The 15539-nt window shown below is 71.4% G+C and carries 15 protein-coding genes; 9 read left to right on the top strand and 6 right to left on the bottom strand.

Features of this window, described 5'->3' with window-relative positions; genetic code table 11:
* Window positions 1-41: 41 nt before the first annotated feature.
* Window positions 42-341, bottom strand: coding sequence for an MTH1187 family thiamine-binding protein (locus ACWD11_RS11850; RefSeq protein WP_389414902.1), 300 nt, complete (start codon window positions 339-341; stop codon window positions 42-44).
* A complete protein-coding gene (locus ACWD11_RS11845; RefSeq protein WP_389414903.1) occupies window positions 338-685 on the bottom strand; it encodes a DUF3817 domain-containing protein in 348 nt (115 codons plus the stop codon). Before ACWD11_RS11845 ends, ACWD11_RS11850 begins: the two co-directional genes overlap by 4 nt.
* A gap of 216 nt (window positions 686-901) precedes the next feature.
* On the opposite strand from ACWD11_RS11845, the gene ACWD11_RS11840 reads away from it, so the two are divergent.
* The 4 genes from ACWD11_RS11840 to ACWD11_RS11825 all read left to right on the top strand — a co-directional run bounded on the left by ACWD11_RS11840 (window position 902) and on the right by ACWD11_RS11825 (window position 3549).
* A complete protein-coding gene (locus ACWD11_RS11840; RefSeq protein ID WP_451282756.1) occupies window positions 902-1534 on the top strand; it encodes an AIM24 family protein in 633 nt (210 codons plus the stop codon).
* Window position 1535: 1 nt separating this feature from the next.
* Window positions 1536-2186, top strand: a complete 651-nt coding sequence (locus ACWD11_RS11835; protein ID WP_389414904.1) for an AIM24 family protein — start codon at window positions 1536-1538, stop codon at window positions 2184-2186.
* The gene (locus tag ACWD11_RS11830) at window positions 2183-2977 is read left to right on the top strand and encodes an AIM24 family protein (RefSeq protein ID WP_389414905.1); all 795 of its coding nucleotides are present in this window, start codon (window positions 2183-2185) and stop codon (window positions 2975-2977) included. Before ACWD11_RS11835 ends, ACWD11_RS11830 begins: the two co-directional genes overlap by 4 nt.
* 95 nt (window positions 2978-3072) lie before the next feature.
* Entirely contained in the window at window positions 3073-3549 is a 477-nt protein-coding gene (locus ACWD11_RS11825; protein ID WP_389414906.1) for a MarR family winged helix-turn-helix transcriptional regulator, read from the top strand.
* Here the strand turns inward: ACWD11_RS11825 and ACWD11_RS11820 are convergent.
* Both ACWD11_RS11820 and ACWD11_RS11815 read right to left on the bottom strand, forming a co-directional pair.
* Window positions 3503-4954, bottom strand: coding sequence for a sensor histidine kinase (locus ACWD11_RS11820; protein ID WP_389414907.1), 1452 nt, complete (start codon window positions 4952-4954; stop codon window positions 3503-3505). The genes ACWD11_RS11825 and ACWD11_RS11820 overlap by 47 nt on opposite strands.
* On the bottom strand, window positions 4951-5616 hold the full coding sequence (locus ACWD11_RS11815; RefSeq protein ID WP_451282696.1) for a response regulator transcription factor: 666 nt from the start codon (window positions 5614-5616) through the stop codon (window positions 4951-4953). The genes ACWD11_RS11820 and ACWD11_RS11815 overlap by 4 nt, the downstream gene beginning before the upstream one ends.
* Before the next feature lie 130 nt (window positions 5617-5746).
* On the opposite strand from ACWD11_RS11815, the gene ACWD11_RS11810 reads away from it, so the two are divergent.
* Window positions 5747-6427 (top strand): PepSY domain-containing protein, encoded by a 681-nt coding sequence (locus tag ACWD11_RS11810; RefSeq protein WP_451282694.1) that lies wholly within the window; start codon window positions 5747-5749, stop codon window positions 6425-6427.
* Window positions 6428-6480: 53 nt separating this feature from the next.
* Here ACWD11_RS11810 and meaB read toward each other — a convergent pair whose 3' ends face one another.
* Complete coding sequence (gene meaB / locus ACWD11_RS11805; RefSeq protein ID WP_389414910.1) at window positions 6481-7437, bottom strand: methylmalonyl Co-A mutase-associated GTPase MeaB; 957 nt, start codon at window positions 7435-7437, stop codon at window positions 6481-6483.
* Between the two features lie 29 nt (window positions 7438-7466).
* On the bottom strand, window positions 7467-8660 hold the full coding sequence (locus tag ACWD11_RS11800; RefSeq protein WP_389414911.1) for an acetyl-CoA C-acetyltransferase: 1194 nt from the start codon (window positions 8658-8660) through the stop codon (window positions 7467-7469).
* A 147-nt stretch (window positions 8661-8807) separates the two neighbouring features.
* Between ACWD11_RS11800 and mce the strand changes: the two genes are divergently transcribed.
* From mce to ACWD11_RS11780, 4 genes are all read left to right on the top strand, one after another.
* Window positions 8808-9248 carry a methylmalonyl-CoA epimerase gene (gene mce, locus ACWD11_RS11795; protein ID WP_210572649.1) on the top strand — a complete coding sequence of 147 codons (441 nt, stop codon included), beginning with the start codon at window positions 8808-8810 and terminating at the stop codon, window positions 9246-9248.
* A gap of 211 nt (window positions 9249-9459) precedes the next feature.
* Entirely contained in the window at window positions 9460-13374 is a 3915-nt protein-coding gene (gene scy, locus ACWD11_RS11790) for a polarized growth protein Scy (protein WP_451282692.1), read from the top strand.
* A gap of 183 nt (window positions 13375-13557) precedes the next feature.
* Window positions 13558-14493: a coiled-coil domain-containing protein gene (locus ACWD11_RS11785; RefSeq protein WP_389414913.1), complete on the top strand. Its 936-nt coding sequence runs from the start codon at window positions 13558-13560 to the stop codon at window positions 14491-14493.
* A gap of 85 nt (window positions 14494-14578) precedes the next feature.
* Complete coding sequence (locus tag ACWD11_RS11780; RefSeq protein WP_451282691.1) at window positions 14579-15538, top strand: ABC transporter ATP-binding protein; 960 nt, start codon at window positions 14579-14581, stop codon at window positions 15536-15538.
* The last annotated feature ends 1 nt before the right edge of the window (window position 15539 follow it).

Genomic DNA, 15539 nt, shown 5'->3' with positions numbered 1-15539 from the left:
CCGGCCCGCGCGGGGCCGGGGTTCACGGTGGTGCGGGTCAGCTACTCGGCGGCGAGGTACCGCTCGACCGTCTCCACCTTGGAGGTCAGACCGTCGGTCACTGCGGGGCGGATGTCCGCCTTGAGGACCAGGGACACCCGCGGGGCGCGTGCCTCGACGGCGGCGACCGCCCGCTTCACGACGTCCATGACCTCGTCCCAGTCGGCACCCTCGATCGAGGTGAACATCGCGTCGGTGCGGTGGGGCAGGCCGGACTCGCGGACCACGCGGACGGCATCGGCGACGTACTCCCCCACGTCCTCGCCGACACCGAGCGGTGTCACGGAGAAGGCGACGATCACGAGGTCTTCACCGCGCCCTGCTGGCGGGCACGGGAGGCGATGACCGCGTCCTCGGCCTCCCGCTTGAGCTTGCGCTCGGCGAAGAAGCCGCCGGCGGGCAGGACGGAGAGGACGAAGTAGACGGCGGCGGTCCCGAAGGGCCACTTCGCGCGGTTCCAGGCGTCGGCCCAGAAGATCACGTACAGGATGAAGAGGAAGCCGTGGATCGCGCCCATCACGGGCACCGCGTTGAATTCCGTGGTCCGCTTCAGCACCGAGCAGACCAGCAGGAGCAGGAAGGAGACCGCCTCGGGCGCGGAGACGAGGCGGAGGCGGCGGAGGGCGGTGGCGGTCTTGATGTCCACGGGTCACCTTCGGTGGGAGAAACGACGGGTGTTTGTGAACGCATGCACAAACGTTCGTCCATTGTGGCAAACGGGCGGGGGTGCTCCGAGCCGGGGGCCCACGGCACTCCCCGCACACCGCCCCGCACACCGCCCCTAAGGGCACATTCAGGGTCCATCTCCCCCTTCGGGCTCTGTTCGGCGGCAGGCCCCCGCGGCTACCGTCGCTGCGTGGCGATGTTCCGACTTCAGGGCAGCAAGGTGCTCGCCGTCGAGATGACCGGGGACGCCGTGAAGGCGAAGAACGGCTCGATGGTCGCGTACGACGGACAGATGGCGTTCAAGAAGATGAGCGGCGGCGGTGAGGGCATCCGGGGCATGGTGACCCGGCGCATCACCGGCGAGCAGATGACGGTGATGGAGGTGAAGGGGCACGGGACCTGCTGGTTCGCGGACCGGGCGGCCGAGATCAACCTCGTCGGGCTCCAGGGGGACAAGCTCTACGTGGAGTCGAGCAACCTGCTCGCGACCGACAGCGGACTGCGGACCGGCACGACCTTCACCGGAGTGCGCGGGGCCTCGCAGGGCAACGGCCTGTTCACCACGACCGTGGAGGGACACGGACAGGCGGCGATCACCTCGGACGGCCCGGCGGTCGTGCTGCGGGTGAGCGCGCAGTACCCGCTGACCGTCGACCCGGGGGCGTACATCGCCCACCAGGGCAACCTGCGGCAGTCCTTCCAGTCGGGCGTGACCTTCCGCACGCTGATGGGCGAGGGCGGCGGCGAGGCCTTCCAGATCCGCTTCGAGGGCGACGGCCTCGTCTACGTACAGCCGAGCGAGCGGAACACTATCGCGGGGGACGTCTGACATGACCCTGCGTGAGATCAACTCCAAGGTGGTCGAGGCCACCGTGACACCCGGGCAGCGGCTGTTCAGCCAGCGGGGCGCGATGCTCGCCTACCGGGGCGAGGTGTCCTTCACCCCCAACTCCAGCGGCGGCCAGGGCGGGCTGATGTCGATGGTCGGACGCCGGGTGGCCGGCGAGGCCACGCCGCTGATGACCGTCGAGGGCAGCGGCACCGTCCTGTTCGGGCACGGCGGCCACCACGTCCAGGTGATCGGCCTCACCGGCGACACCCTGTACGTCGAGGCGGACCGGCTGCTGGCCTTCGAGGGCACCCTGGAGCAGGGCACGATGTTCCTCGGCGCGCAGGGCGGCGTGATGGGCATGGTCCGCGGCCAGGTCACCGGCCAGGGACTGTTCACCACGACCCTGAAGGGACACGGCTCGGTCGCCGTCATGGCGCACGGCGGTGTCCTGGAGATCCCCATCACCCCCCAGCGCCCGGTCCACGTCGACCCGCAGGCCTACGTCGCCCACCACGGCGACGTGCGCAACAAGCTGTCGACCGCGCTCGGCTGGCGGGACATGGTGGGCCGGGGCTCCGGCGAGGCCTTCCAGCTGGAGCTCAGCGGCAGCGGTGCGGTGTACGTCCAGGCGTCGGAGGAGAAGCTGTGAGCACCCATCCGGGCGCGGGTCCGGTCGTCCACGACCCGATGACCCTGCCGTCCGACGACAAGGTCAACCCCTACACCTTCTGCGTCGAGCTCAAGGGAACCCAGTGGTTCCTGCAGAAGGGGAAGATGATCGCCTACTACGGCTCGATCGACTTCAACGGCATCGGGCACGGCCGGCTGGACCGCCTGGTGCGTTCGTCGTTCCATTCGCCTCTGCACGCGAGCGACTGGGTGGTGGCCGAGGGCTCGGGCAAGATGCTCCTCGCCGACCGGGCCTTCGATGTGAATTCGTACGATCTCACCAACGGCAACTTGACCATTCGCTCAGGCAACCTGCTCGCTTTTCAGCCAAGTCTTTCGCTGAAGCAGTCGATCGTGCCCGGTTTTCTGACACTCATCGGAACCGGCACGTTCGTGGCCGCATCTAACGGTCCGGTGGTGTTCATGGAGCCCCCGATCCGGGTGGATCCCCAGGCGCTCGTCGGCTGGGCCGACTGCCCCTCCCCGTGCCATCACTACGACTACGGCTACATGACCGGCCTGATGGGCGGTCTACGTGCGATGACGGGCCTCGGAGGGGCCTCCGGAGAGGAGCACCAGTTCGAGTTCGTGGGCGCCGGCACGGTGCTCCTGCAGTCCTCCGAGGCACTCATGGCCGAGCAGGCGACGGGGGCCGTTCCGCACCAGGCGGGGGTGCCCGGAAGTGGTGGTTCCACAGGTGGCTCACCGCAAGCCGGCTCACCGCGCCTTCCCGGACAGCTGGGAGACCTCCAGCGTCGCTTCGGGCTGTGAGCGGTAGTCTGCGGAGTGTGACGAACTCGAACGCGTGCGCACAGTCACACCGCCCTCACTAGTTCGCTTTTCAACATTTTAGGTAGACTTCATTCATGGAGACCGAGACGGCCACGCGCTGGCTGACCGATGCGGAGCAGTGCGCCTGGCGCACCCACCTGGAGGTCAACAGGCTGTTGACGTACCAGCTCGAGAGGGACCTCCAGCCGTTCGGCCTGACAATGAACGACTACGAGATCCTGGTGAACCTCTCCGAGTCCGAGGACGTACGGATGCGGATGAGCGACCTCGCGTCCGCCACCCTGCAGTCCAAGAGCCGCCTCTCCCACCAGATCACGCGCATGGAGAACGCGAACCTGGTGCGGCGCGAGAACTGCGAGTCCGACCGCCGCGGGCTCTACGCCGTCCTCACCGAGCACGGCATGGAGACGATGAAGAAGGTCGCCCCGCACCATGTGGCCTCGGTGCGCCGGCACTTCATCGATCTGCTCTCCCCCGAGGCGCTGACCGAGCTCAGCAAGGCGCTCAAGCCGATCGCGGAGCACCTGCGCGGGCAGCGCGGCCGCCCCTGACCTCCCGCTCGGCGACCGGCAGGCGGAGCTCGAACAGGGCTCCGCCTGCGGGCGCGTCGCCGACGGTGAGGGTGCCGCCGTGCCGCTCGGCGACATCGCGGGCGATGGCCAGTCCGAGCCCGGCGCCGCCGTCGTCGCGGCTGCGGGCCTCGTCGAGACGGACGAACCGCTCGAAGATCCGCTCCCGGTCGGCCTCGGCCACCCCGTCCCCGTCGTCGGCGACCTGGAGCACGGCCCGCTCCCCCTCCCGCCGGACCGTCACGGTGACCGCGGAACGGGCGTGCCGGCCCGCGTTGTTCAGCAGATTGGCGAGCACTCGCCCCAACTGCCCCCGGGATCCGGTCACTTCCACCGGCCCGTCCGCCACCACGGTCATCCCGGCCCGCCCCTCGGCCTCCTCCACGGCCAGCGCGGCCAGATCCACCCGCGCGTCGGCGGGCCGCTCCCCCGCGTCGAGTCGGGCGAGCAGCAGCAGGTCGGCGGCCAGCCGCTGCAGCCGTACGGTGTCCTCGACCGCCCCGTCCAGGTCCAGGAACTCCGGGTGGGCGGCGGCCACTTCGAGCTGGGTGCGCAGCGAGGCGATCGGGCTGCGCAGTTCGTGGGAGGCGTCGGCGACGAAGCGGCGCTGGCGTTCCACGGAGGTCTCCAGGGCACTGAGTGTCTCGTTGGTGGTCCGGGCCAGCCGGGCGACCTCGTCGTGCGTGCCCGGCTCGGGCACCCGCCGGGACAGGTCCTCGGAGGCGGTGATCTCCGCCATCTCCCGCCGGATGTCCTCCACCGGGCGCAGGGCGCGCCGGGTGACCAGCCAGGTCACCGAGCCGACCACGGCGAGCAGGGCGGGCAGCCCGATCAGCATGACGGTCGAGGCGGTGCGTACGGCGTCCCGCTCGGCCTCCAGGGAGGCGCCGGCGTGGACGAGGACGGTCCGGTCGCGCGGGTCGGTGACCTCGATCCGGGCGAAGCGGTACTCGGTGCGCTCGCCGTCGACGGTGGCCCAGCCCTGACCGTGCCAGGAGATGTCCCCCACCTCACCGACCTGGAGGTCGTCGTCATCGTCATCGTCGTCGTCGGGTCTCTCGGTGCTGCCCGTGGTGGGCGTCACTCCGGCGACACCGGTGCCGCTGATCGTCTCCAGGCCCTCGCTCACCGCGAGCACCCGCCGGTCCTCGTCCACCACCTGCACGGGGTGGTCCTCGTCCAGGTCGAGATCGGCGTACGGGACGTTCTGCGCGATCTGGGTGGCGACCGAACGGGCGGCGTCGTCGGCCTCCGAGTCGGCCTGCCCGGTGAGGTTGCTGCGCAGGGTGAGCAGGACGACGGCCCCGGCGGCGACCAGGGCCACGGCCACGACGAGGGTGGCGGCGAGGGTCGCTCGCGCGCGGACGGAACCGAACAGGCGCCTCATCGGCCGGACTCCAGTCGGTACCCGGCGCCGCGGACGGTGCGGATGAGCCCGGCGCCGAGTTTGCGGCGCAGGTTGCTGACGTACACCTCGACGATGTTGGGGTCCCCGTCGTAGGCGAAGTCCCAGACGTGGTCGAGGATGTGCGTCTTGGAGATCACCTGGCCCGCGTGCAGAGCGAGCTGCTCCAGCACCGCGAACTCCTTGGCGGTGAGCGGGATCTCGGTGCCGTCGCGGAAGACCTGATGGGCGCCGGTGTCGACGCGGAGCTCGCCGAGGGTGAGCACCGGGGAGCCGGTCCCGGTGTTGCGGCGGCGAAGCAGCGCCTTGATCCGAGCGACGAGGACGACGTAGGAGAAGGGCTTGGTGAGGTAGTCGTCGGCGCCGGTGTCCAGCCCCTCGGCCTCGTCGTACTCGCCGTCCTTGGCGGTGAGCATCAGGATCGGCACCTCGTGACCGGCGGCGCGCAGGGCGGCGCAGACGCGGTAGCCGTTCATGCCGGGCAGCATGATGTCGAGGATCACCAGGTCGTACGACCCCTCCGAGGCCCGGTACAGCCCTTCGCGGCCGTCGTGGACGACGTCCACGGCGAAGCCCTCGGCCGTCAGGCCCTTGGCGAGCGACAGGGCGAGCCGCTTCTCGTCCTCCACGATCAACAGGCGCATGGGCACAGCTTGGCAAAGGGAAGCTGAAGAGTTCTTCAGGGTCCTTCAGGTTCCCCTCAGCGTCGGTTCGCCAGATTGGTTCCCGTCGCAACGAAACGACGTGAAACTCATCGACTCGGGAGGAACCAGGATGAAGCGCAACCTCGTCATCGCCACCGTCGCCGCCGCGGCACTCGTCACGGGCGGCACCTTCGCGGCCTACGCGTCCGGGGACGACGACGGCGCACCCGCCCAGCGGGACTCGAACACCCGGGTCGCCGACGACCGGGACGACAGCCAGGACGGTACCCGGGACGACGACACCGCCGAGGTCCGTACCGCCGGAGTGACCGCGGCCGACGCCGTGACGGCCGCGCTGAAGCACACCCCGGGCACGGCCGTCGCCGTCGACCTGGAGGACGACGGCGAGGACGCCTGGGAGGTGGATGTCGTGACGTCGGACGGCACCGAGTACACGGTCAGGATCGCCACCGGCTCCGGAAAGGTCCTCGGCGCCGACCGGGACGACGACAGCGACGGCCGTGACGACCTCGCCGCCCTGAAGGGCACGAGCGTGGACGCCCGCGAAGCCGCCCGGGCCGCCGCGGCGCGGGGCACCGTGACCGAGGTCGACCTGGACGACGACGGCCCCGCGGTGTGGACCGTGGAGACCACGAAGGGCGAGTGGAAGGTCGACCCGAGGACGGCCGAACTCACCCAGGACCGCGACGACACCGACACCGACACCGACACCGACACCGCCGGCGACCGAAACCAGGACGACAAGGACGCGCAGGACGACCGGGACGACCGCCAGGCGGACGACGACTGACGGCGGTCCGCAACCGCGGCACCCCCGTCCCCCGCCCGCTCGGCGCCGCCGCCTCAGCCCTCCGTCAGCCCCGCCACGAGTTCGTCCGCCGCCCGGTAGGGGTCCAGTTCCCCGGCCACGATGCGCTCCGCGAGAGCGCTCAGGCGGCGGTCGCCGTGCAGGTCGCCGATGCGTTCGCGCAGGGCCGTGACCGCGATGGTCTCCACCTCGCGGGAGGCGCGGGACCGGCGCCGTTCCGCCAGGACCCCCCGCTCCTCCATCCAGGCGCGGTGCTTCTCCAGGGCTTCGACGACCTCGTCGACGCCCTCGCTGCGCGCCGCCACCGTCTTCACGATCGGCGGCCGCCAGTCTCCCGGCCCCCGGGACTCGCCCAGGCCCAGCATGTGGTTCAGCTCGCGGGCGGTGGCGTCCGCGCCGTCCCGGTCGGCCTTGTTGACGACGTACACGTCACCGATCTCCAGGATGCCCGCCTTCGCGGCCTGGATGCCGTCGCCCATGCCCGGCGCCAGCAGCACCACCGAGGTGTCCGCCTGGGAGGCGATCTCCACCTCGGACTGGCCCACCCCGACCGTCTCCACCAGGATCACGTCGCAGCCCGCCGCGTCCAGGACCCGGATCGCCTGCGGGGCCGCCCAGGCGAGGCCGCCCAGGTGGCCCCGGGTCGCCATCGAGCGGATGTAGACCCCGGGGTCCGAGGCGTGCTCCGACATCCGCACCCGGTCGCCGAGCAGCGCCCCGCCGGAGAACGGCGAGGAGGGGTCCACCGCGAGCACGCCGACCCGCCTGCCCTGCTTGCGGTACGCCGTCACCAGCGCGGACGTCGACGTCGACTTGCCGACCCCCGGCGAACCCGTCAGGCCCACCACATACGCCCCGCCGGTCAGCGGGGCCAGCGCCGCCATGACCTCCCTGAGCTGCGGGGACGCCCCCTCCACCAGGGAGATCAGGCGAGCCACGGCCCGCGGCCTGCCCTCCCTGGCCTGGGCCACCAGCGTGGAGACGTCCTGCATCACAGCTCCGTTCACTCAGAGAAAGTCGGTCAGGCCTTCGGTACCCGCACGATCAGCGCGTCGCCCTGACCGCCACCGCCGCACAGCGCCGCCGCGCCCACGCCACCGCCCCGGCGCTTGAGCTCCAGCGCCAGGTGCAGCACGAGACGGGCGCCGGACATGCCGATGGGGTGGCCGAGGGCGATCGCGCCACCGTTGACGTTCACCTTTTCCGTGGACACCCCGAGGTCCTTCATTGACTGGACCGCGACCGCCGCGAACGCCTCGTTGATCTCGATCAGATCAAGGTCGGAGACCTCCAGGCCCTCCTTCTTCAGGGCGTGCAGGATGGCATTGGACGGCTGCGACTGCAGGCTGCTGTCCGGGCCCGCCACATTGCCGTGGGCGCCGATCTCGGCGATCCACTCCAGGCCCAGCTCCTGCGCCTTGGCCTTGCTCATCACGACGACCGCGGCGGCGCCGTCGGAGATCTGCGAGGCCGAACCGGCGGTGATCGTGCCGTCCTTCGCGAACGCCGGACGCAGCTTGCCCAGGGACTCCGCCGTGGTCTCGGCGCGGATGCCCTCGTCCTTGCTGAAGACGACCGGCTCGCCCTTGCGCTGCGGGATCTCCACCGGCGTGATCTCGGCCTCGAAGATGCCGTTCTTCTGCGCGGCGGCGGCCCGCTGGTGGGACAGCGCGGCGATCTCGTCCTGCGCCTCGCGGGCGATGCCGAGACGCGTGTTGTGCTTCTCCGTCGACTGGCCCATGGGGATGTTCTCCCAGGGGTCGGTCAGTCCGTCGTAGGCCATCGCGTCGAGCATCTCGATCGCGCCGTACTTGAAGCCCTCCCGGGACTTCGGCAGCAGGTGGGGGGCGTTGGTCATGGACTCCTGGCCGCCCGCGACGATCACGTCGAACTCGCCGGCGCGGATCAGCTGGTCGGCGAGGGCGATGGCGTCGAGGCCGGAGAGACAGACCTTGTTGATGGTGAGCGCCGGGACGCTCATCGGGATGCCGGCCTTGACCGCGGCCTGGCGCGCCGGGATCTGCCCCGCCCCGGCCTGGAGCACCTGGCCCATGATCACGTACTGCACCTGGTCGCCGCCGATCCCCGCACGGTCGAGGGCGGCCTTGATCGCGAAGCCACCGAGATCGGCTCCCGAGAAGGACTTGAGTGAGCCGAGCAGTCGCCCCATGGGCGTCCGAGCGCCCGCGACGATCACGGAAGTTGCAGAAGACATATCGTGCGATCCCCTTCCAGCCTGCACAGCCGAGGAGTGAACGAGGGTTTACTTCGAATGTACTGATGGCACTCCGTGCCGTCACCGGGCTGTCGGTGTGATCGCTGGCACGTTGCGTAACCACCTCCGGAGCGCTGCACTAACAGCATGCTGACGCGAATCGACCACATCGGGATCGCCTGCTTCGACCTCGACAAGACCGTCGAGTTCTACCGGGCCACCTACGGCTTCGAGGTGTTCCACTCCGAGATCAACGAGGAGCAGGGCGTGCGCGAGGCCATGCTCAAGATCAACGATACGTCCGACGGCGGCGCCTCGTACCTCCAGCTGCTGGAACCCACCCGCGAGGACTCCACCGTCGCGAAGTGGCTCGCCAAGAACGGCGAGGGCGTGCACCACATCGCCTTCGGCACGGCGGACGTCGACGCGGACGCCGCGGACATCAAGGACAAGGGCGTACGCGTGCTGTACGAGGAGCCGCGACGCGGCTCCATGGGGTCACGGATCACCTTCCTGCACCCCAAGGATTGCCATGGCGTCCTGACAGAACTGGTCACTTCGGCGCCCGTTGAGTCACCTGAGCACTGACCCTCGTACATAGGGGCCGGTAGGGTTGGGGTCGGTCGTCGCTCTTCGGGCGTTCGACCGCGGGCCGGGGTCCGGGTTTCGGGGGACGAGCGTCGGGGCAGCAGCCCATGCTCCGTCGTTGATCTGACACCATTCCCCGGGGGCCCCGTTCGGCGGATGGACGGTGCTCGTATGGAGTGACTTGCGACCAGGGGACGGATGGGACCGCGCAGTGCGGGGCTACGAACGCCAGGAGCGAGAGCCGGCGGCTGACGTCGACCACCTCTCTCGGTTCGAGGCCGAGATGGAGCGGCTGAAGACCGAGCGGGAAAAGGCGATCCAGCACGCCGAGGACCTCGGCTACCAGGTCGAGGTGCTGCGCGCCAAGTTGCACGAGGCGCGGCGCACCATCATGTCCCGGCCCGACTTCGGCGGCGGTGACATCGGCTACCAGGCCGAGCAACTGCTGCGCAATGCGCAGATCCAGGCCGACCAGCTCCGGCAGGACGCCGAGCGCGAGCTGAGCCAGGCGCGCGCGCAGACGCAGCGGATCCTCCAGGAGCACGCCGAGCAGGCCGCGCGGCTCCAGGCGGAGCTGCACCAGGAGGCGGTCACCCGCCGCCAGCAGCTCGACCAGGAGCTCGCCGAGCGCCGCCAGACCGTCGAGTCGCACGTCAACGAGAACGTGGCCTGGGCCGAGCAGCTGCGCGCCCGCAGCGAGTCCCAGGCCCGCCGGCTCCTCGACGAGTCCCGCGCCGAGGCCGAGCAGGCCATGGCGGCCGCCCGCGCGGAGGCCGAGCGGCTCACCGCCGAGGCCCGCCAGCGCCTCCAGAGCGAGGCGGAGGCCGCCCGCGCGGAGGCCGAGCAGTTGCTGCGGCGGGCCCGCGCCGACGCCGAGCGGCTGCTGAACGCCGCCTCGACCCAAGCCCAGGAGGCCACCGACCACGCCGAGCAGCTGCGCAGCTCCACCGTCAGCGAGTCGGACACCGCCCGCCGCGAGGCCGCCGAGCTGAGCCGGGCCGCCGAGCAGCGCATGGCGGCGGCCGAGGAGGCACTGCGCAAGGCGCAGGCCGAGGCGGAGAAGGTCCTCACCGAGGCCAAGGAGGCCGCGGGCAAGACCCTCAGCAGCGCCGAGTCGGCCAACGAGCAGCGCACCCGTACGGCCAAGGAGCAGGTCGCCCGGCTGGTCAGCGAGGCCACCAAGGAGGCCGAGGCCACCAAGGCGGAGGCCGAGCAGATCGTCGCGGACGCCCGCGCCGAGGCCGAGAAGGTCCTGGCGGAGGCCGCCGAGAAGGCCCGTACGCTCACCGCCGAGGAGAGCGCGACCCAGCTGTCGAAGGCGGCCAAGACCGCCGAGGACGTCCTCAACAAGGCGCAGGAGGACGCGCGCAGCACCACCAAGGCCGCCGCCGAGGAGGCCGAGCGGATCCGCCGGGAGGCGGAGGCCGAGGCGGACCGGCTGCGGGCCGAGGCGCACGACATCGCCGAGCAGCTCAAGGGCGCGGCGAAGGACGACACCAAGGAGTACCGCGCCAAGACGGTCGAGCTCCAGGAGGAGGCCCGCCGGCTGCGCGGGGAGGCCGAGCAGCTGCGCGCCGACGCGGTCGCCGAGGGCGAGAAGATCCGCGCGGAGGCCCGCCGGGAGGCCGTCCAGCAGATCGAGGAGGCGGCCAGGACCGCCGAGGAGCTGCTGGCGAAGGCCAAGGCGGACGCGGACGAGCTCCGCCAGAGCGCCACGGCGGACAGCGAGAAGGTCCGCACCGAGGCCATCGAGCGCGCCACCGCGCTGCGCCGACAGGCCGAGGAGACGCTGGAGCGCACCCGGCAGGAGGCCGAGCGGCACCGCGCCGAGGTCGTCGAGCAGGCCGAGGGCATCCGGGAGGAGGCCGAGCGGGCCGCGCGCGAGCTGCGCGAGGAGACCGAGCGGGCCATGGAGGCCCGCCGGGCGGAGGCGGCCGCCGAGCTGACCCGGCTTCAGACGGAGGCCGAGCAGCGGGTGACCGCCGCCGAGCAGGCGCTGACCGAGGCCCGTGAGGAGGCCACGCGGATCCGCCGCGAGGCCGCCGAGGAGACCGAGCGGCTGCGCGCGGAGGCCGCCGAGCGGATCCGTACGCTCCAGCAGCAGGCCGAGGCGGAGGCCGACCGCCTGCGCACCGAGGCCGCCTCGGACGCGTCCGCCTCCCGCGCGGAGGGCGAGGCCCTCGCCGTACGGCTGCGCTCGGAGGCCGCCGCCGAGGCGGAGCGGCTGAAGTCGGAGGCCCAGGACAGCGCCGACCGGGTGCGGGCGGAGGCGCAGGCCGCCGCCGAGCGGATCGCCGCCGAGGCGTCGGAGACGCTGGCCGCCGCCCAGGAGGAGGCCGCCCGGCGCCGCCGCGAGGCCGAGGAGACCCTCGGTTCCGCACGGCAGGAGGCGGACCAGGAGCGCGAGCGGGCCCGCGAGCAGAGCGAGGAGCTGCTGGCCTCGGCGCGCAAGCGCGTGGAGGAGGCGCAGACCGAGGCGGTACGGCTGGTCGAGGAGGCGGACCGGCGGGCCACCGAGATGGTGTCGGCCGCCGAGCTCCACGCCCAGCAGGTGCGGGACTCCGTCGCCGGACTGCACGAGCAGGCCCAGGAGGAGATCCAGGGGCTGCGCAGCGCGGCCGAGCACGCGGCGGACCGTACCCGGCGCGAGGCCGAGGAAGAGGCGGACCGGGTCCGCGGCGACGCCTACGCCGAGCGGGAACGGGCCTCGCAGGACGCGGGCCGGATCCGGCGCGAGGCGACGGAGGAGACGGACGCCGCCAAGGCGCTGGCCGAGCGCACGGTCTCGGAGGCCATCGCGGAGGCCGAGCGGCTGCGCTCCGACGCCTCCGAGCACGCCCAGCGGGTGCGCACCGAGGCCTCGGACGCCATCGCCGAGGCCGACCAGGCCGCCGCGCGTACCCGGGCCGACGCCCGCGAGGACGCCAACCGCATCCGGTCGGACGCGGCGACGCAGGCCGACACCCTCATCACCGAGGCGCGCGCCGAGGCGGAGCGGCTCACCACGGAAACCCTCACGGACACCGACCGGCTGCGCACGGAGACGGTCGCCGAGGCCGAGCGGCTGCGGTCCGAGACCGTCGCCGAGGCCGAGCGGGTCCGGGCCGAGTCGGTCGCGGCGGCCGAGCAGCTGCTGTCGGAGGTCACCGGCGACGCGGAGCGGCTGCGTGCCGAGGCCGCCGAGACGGTCGGCTCCGCGCAGCAGCACGCCGAGCGGATGCGCGGCGAGTCGGAGCGGCTGAAGGCGGAGGCGCTGGCGGAGGCCGAGCGGGTCACCGCGGCCGCGCGCGAGGAGGCCGAGCGGACCCTGGACGAGGCCCGCAAGGACGCCAACAAGCGGCGTTCGGAGGCCGCGGAGCAGGTCGACACGCTCATCACGGAGACCGCGGCGGAGGCCGACAAGCTGCTCGCCGAGTCGCAGAAGCAGGCGCTGAAGACCACCGCGGACGCCGAGTCGCAGGCCGACACCATGGTGGGCGCCGCCCGCAAGGAGGCCGACCGGCTGGTCTCGCAGGCGACGGTGGAGGGCAACTCCCTGGTGGAGAAGGCCCGTGCGGACGCGGACGAGCTGCTGGTCGGTGCCCGCCGGGACGCCACCGCCATAAGGGAGCGCGCGGAGGAGCTGCGCGACCGCATCACCAGCGAGATCGAGGAGCTGCACGAGCGGGCCCGCCGCGAGGCCGCGGAGACGATGAAGTCGACCGGCGACCGCTGCGACGCGCTCATCAAGGCCGCCGAGGAGCAGCTGGCGAAGGCCCAGGCGAAGGCGAAGGAGCTGGTCTCGGAGGCCAACTCCGAGGCGGGCAAGGTCCGTATCGCCGCGGTGAAGAAGGCCGAGGGGCTGCTCAAGGAGGCCGAGCAGAAGAAGTCCTCGCTGGTCAAGGAGGCCGAGGAGCTGCGGGCCGAGGCGATCCGCGAGGCGAAGCGGACGGTCGAGGAGGGCAAGCGCGAGCTGGAGGTGATCGTGCGCCGGCGTGAGGACATCAACGCCGAGATCTCCCGTGTCCAGGACGTGTTGGAGGCGTTGGAGTCCTTCGAGGCCCCGGCGGCCGGCAAGGACGCCGGCGTCAAGGCGGGTGCGACGGTCGGCGCCCCTCGATCGGGTGGCAAGGCGTCGGAGAGCTAGTCGGGCGAACCGGTTCCGGTGCCTTCTGGGGCCTTTGCCCAACTTTTTGGCAAGCGGTCCGCCGGTTAGCCACTCAAAAGGGGTGTCATTCTCCAGATCAAACACGTATCCGCTCGATGACACACCGCTTCGGCCCCTAGGATTCCACCTATCACCTCACCGGTCTCATTCGACAGGAACCCCATGAGCGACACTTCCCCCTACGGCTTCGAGCTTGTGCGGCGTGGGTACGACCGCGCTCAGGTGGACGAACGCATCTCCAAGCTCGTCTCCGACCGTGACAGCGCTCTCGCCCGCATCACCGCTCTGGAAAAGCGCATCGAGGAGCTCCACCTCGAGACGCAGAACGCCCAGGCCCAGGTAACCGACGCCGAGCCGTCGTACGCCGGTCTGGGCGCGCGTGTCGAGAAGATCCTCCGCCTCGCCGAGGAAGAGGCCAAGGACCTGCGCGAGGAGGCCCGTCGCGCCGCCGAGCAGCACCGCGAGCTCGCCGAGTCGGCAGCCCAGCAGGTCCGCAACGACGCAGAATCGTTCGCGGTGGAGCGCAAGGCCAAGGCGGAGGACGAGGGCGTCCGGATCGTCGAGAAGGCCAAGAGCGACGCCTCCCAGCTGCGCTCCGAGGCGCAGAAGGACGCGCAGTCCAAGCGTGAGGAGGCCGACGCCCTCTTCGAGGAGACCCGGGCCAAGGCGGCGCAGGCCGCGGCGGACTTCGAGACGAACCTGGCCAAGCGCCGCGAGCAGTCCGAGCGCGACCTGGCCTCCCGTCAGCAGAAGGCCGAGAAGCGCCTCGCGGAGATCGAGCACCGCGCGGAGCAGCTCCGCCTGGAGGCCGAGAAGCTGCGCACGGACGCCGAGCGCCGCGCCCGGCAGACCGTGGAGACCGCGCAGCGCCAGGCCGAGGACATCGTGGCGGACGCCAACGCCAAGGCCGACCGCATCCGTTCGGAATCCGAGCGCGAGCTCGCGGCGCTCACCAACCGCCGCGACTCGATCAACGCCCAGCTGACGAACGTGCGCGAGATGCTGGCGACCCTCACCGGTGCCGCGGTGGCCGCCGCGGGCACGCCGGCCGAGGACGAGCCGATCTCCCGCGGGGTTCCCGCGCAGCAGTCCCGGTAACGCTCCGGCGTACAGCTGCTGAACACCTGCAAAGCCCTCTGCCACTGAGGTGGCAGAGGGCTTTGTCCCGTTTTAGCGTTGCCGCATGATCGAGCTCGAGGGGCTGACCAAGCGGTACGGCGAGAAGGCGGCGGTCAACAATCTCACCTTCACCGTCAGACCCGGCATCGTGACCGGGTTCCTCGGCCCCAACGGCGCCGGCAAGTCCACCACCATGCGCATGATGCTGGGCCTGGACCGGCCGACCGCGGGGGACGTGCGGATCGACGGCAAGCACTACGACCAGCTCAAGGACCCGCTGACGTACATCGGCGCCCTGCTGGACGCGAAGGCCATGCACGGCGGCCGCAGCGCCTACCACCATCTGCTCTGTCTCGCGCAGAGCAACGGCATCCCGAGGAAGCGGGTGACCGAGGTGCTCGACACCGTCGGTCTGACGCCGGTCGCGCGGAAGAAGGCCAAGGGGTTCTCGCTCGGCATGGGCCAGCGCCTCGGCATCGCGGGGGCGCTGCTCGGCGATCCGCGGATCCTGATGTTCGACGAGCCGGTCAACGGGCTGGACCCCGAGGGCATCCACTGGATCCGCAATCTGATGAAGTCGCTGGCCGCGCAGGGCCGGACGGTGTTCGTGTCCTCGCATCTGATGAGCGAGATGGCCCTGACCGCCGACCATCTCGTGGTCATCGGCCAGGGCCGGCTGCTCGCCGACACCTCCATGGCCGACTTCATCGCGCAGAACTCGCGCTCCTACGTCCGCATCCGCACCCCGCACCGCGAGCGGCTGCTCGATGTGCTGCGGCGGGCCGGGATGACGGTCGTGCAGACCGGGAGCGGGGCACTGGAGGTGGGTGGCGGGCACTCGGAGCGGATCGGTGAACTGGCGGCGCAGCACCAGCTCGTGCTGCACGAACTGAGCCCTCAGCAGGCGTCGCTGGAGGAGGCGTTCATGCAGTTGACCGCGGAGTCCGTGGAGTACCACGCGCACTCGGACCCACCCGCCGGGCAGCGGCAGGCGTGGGGCGCCGGCCGGCGACAGGAGAGCTGAG

The organism is Streptomyces sp. NPDC002776 (genome assembly GCF_053592195.1).
Note: the sequence above shows the minus strand (reverse complement) of the source record. Positions and strands in the feature narration are given on the sequence as shown.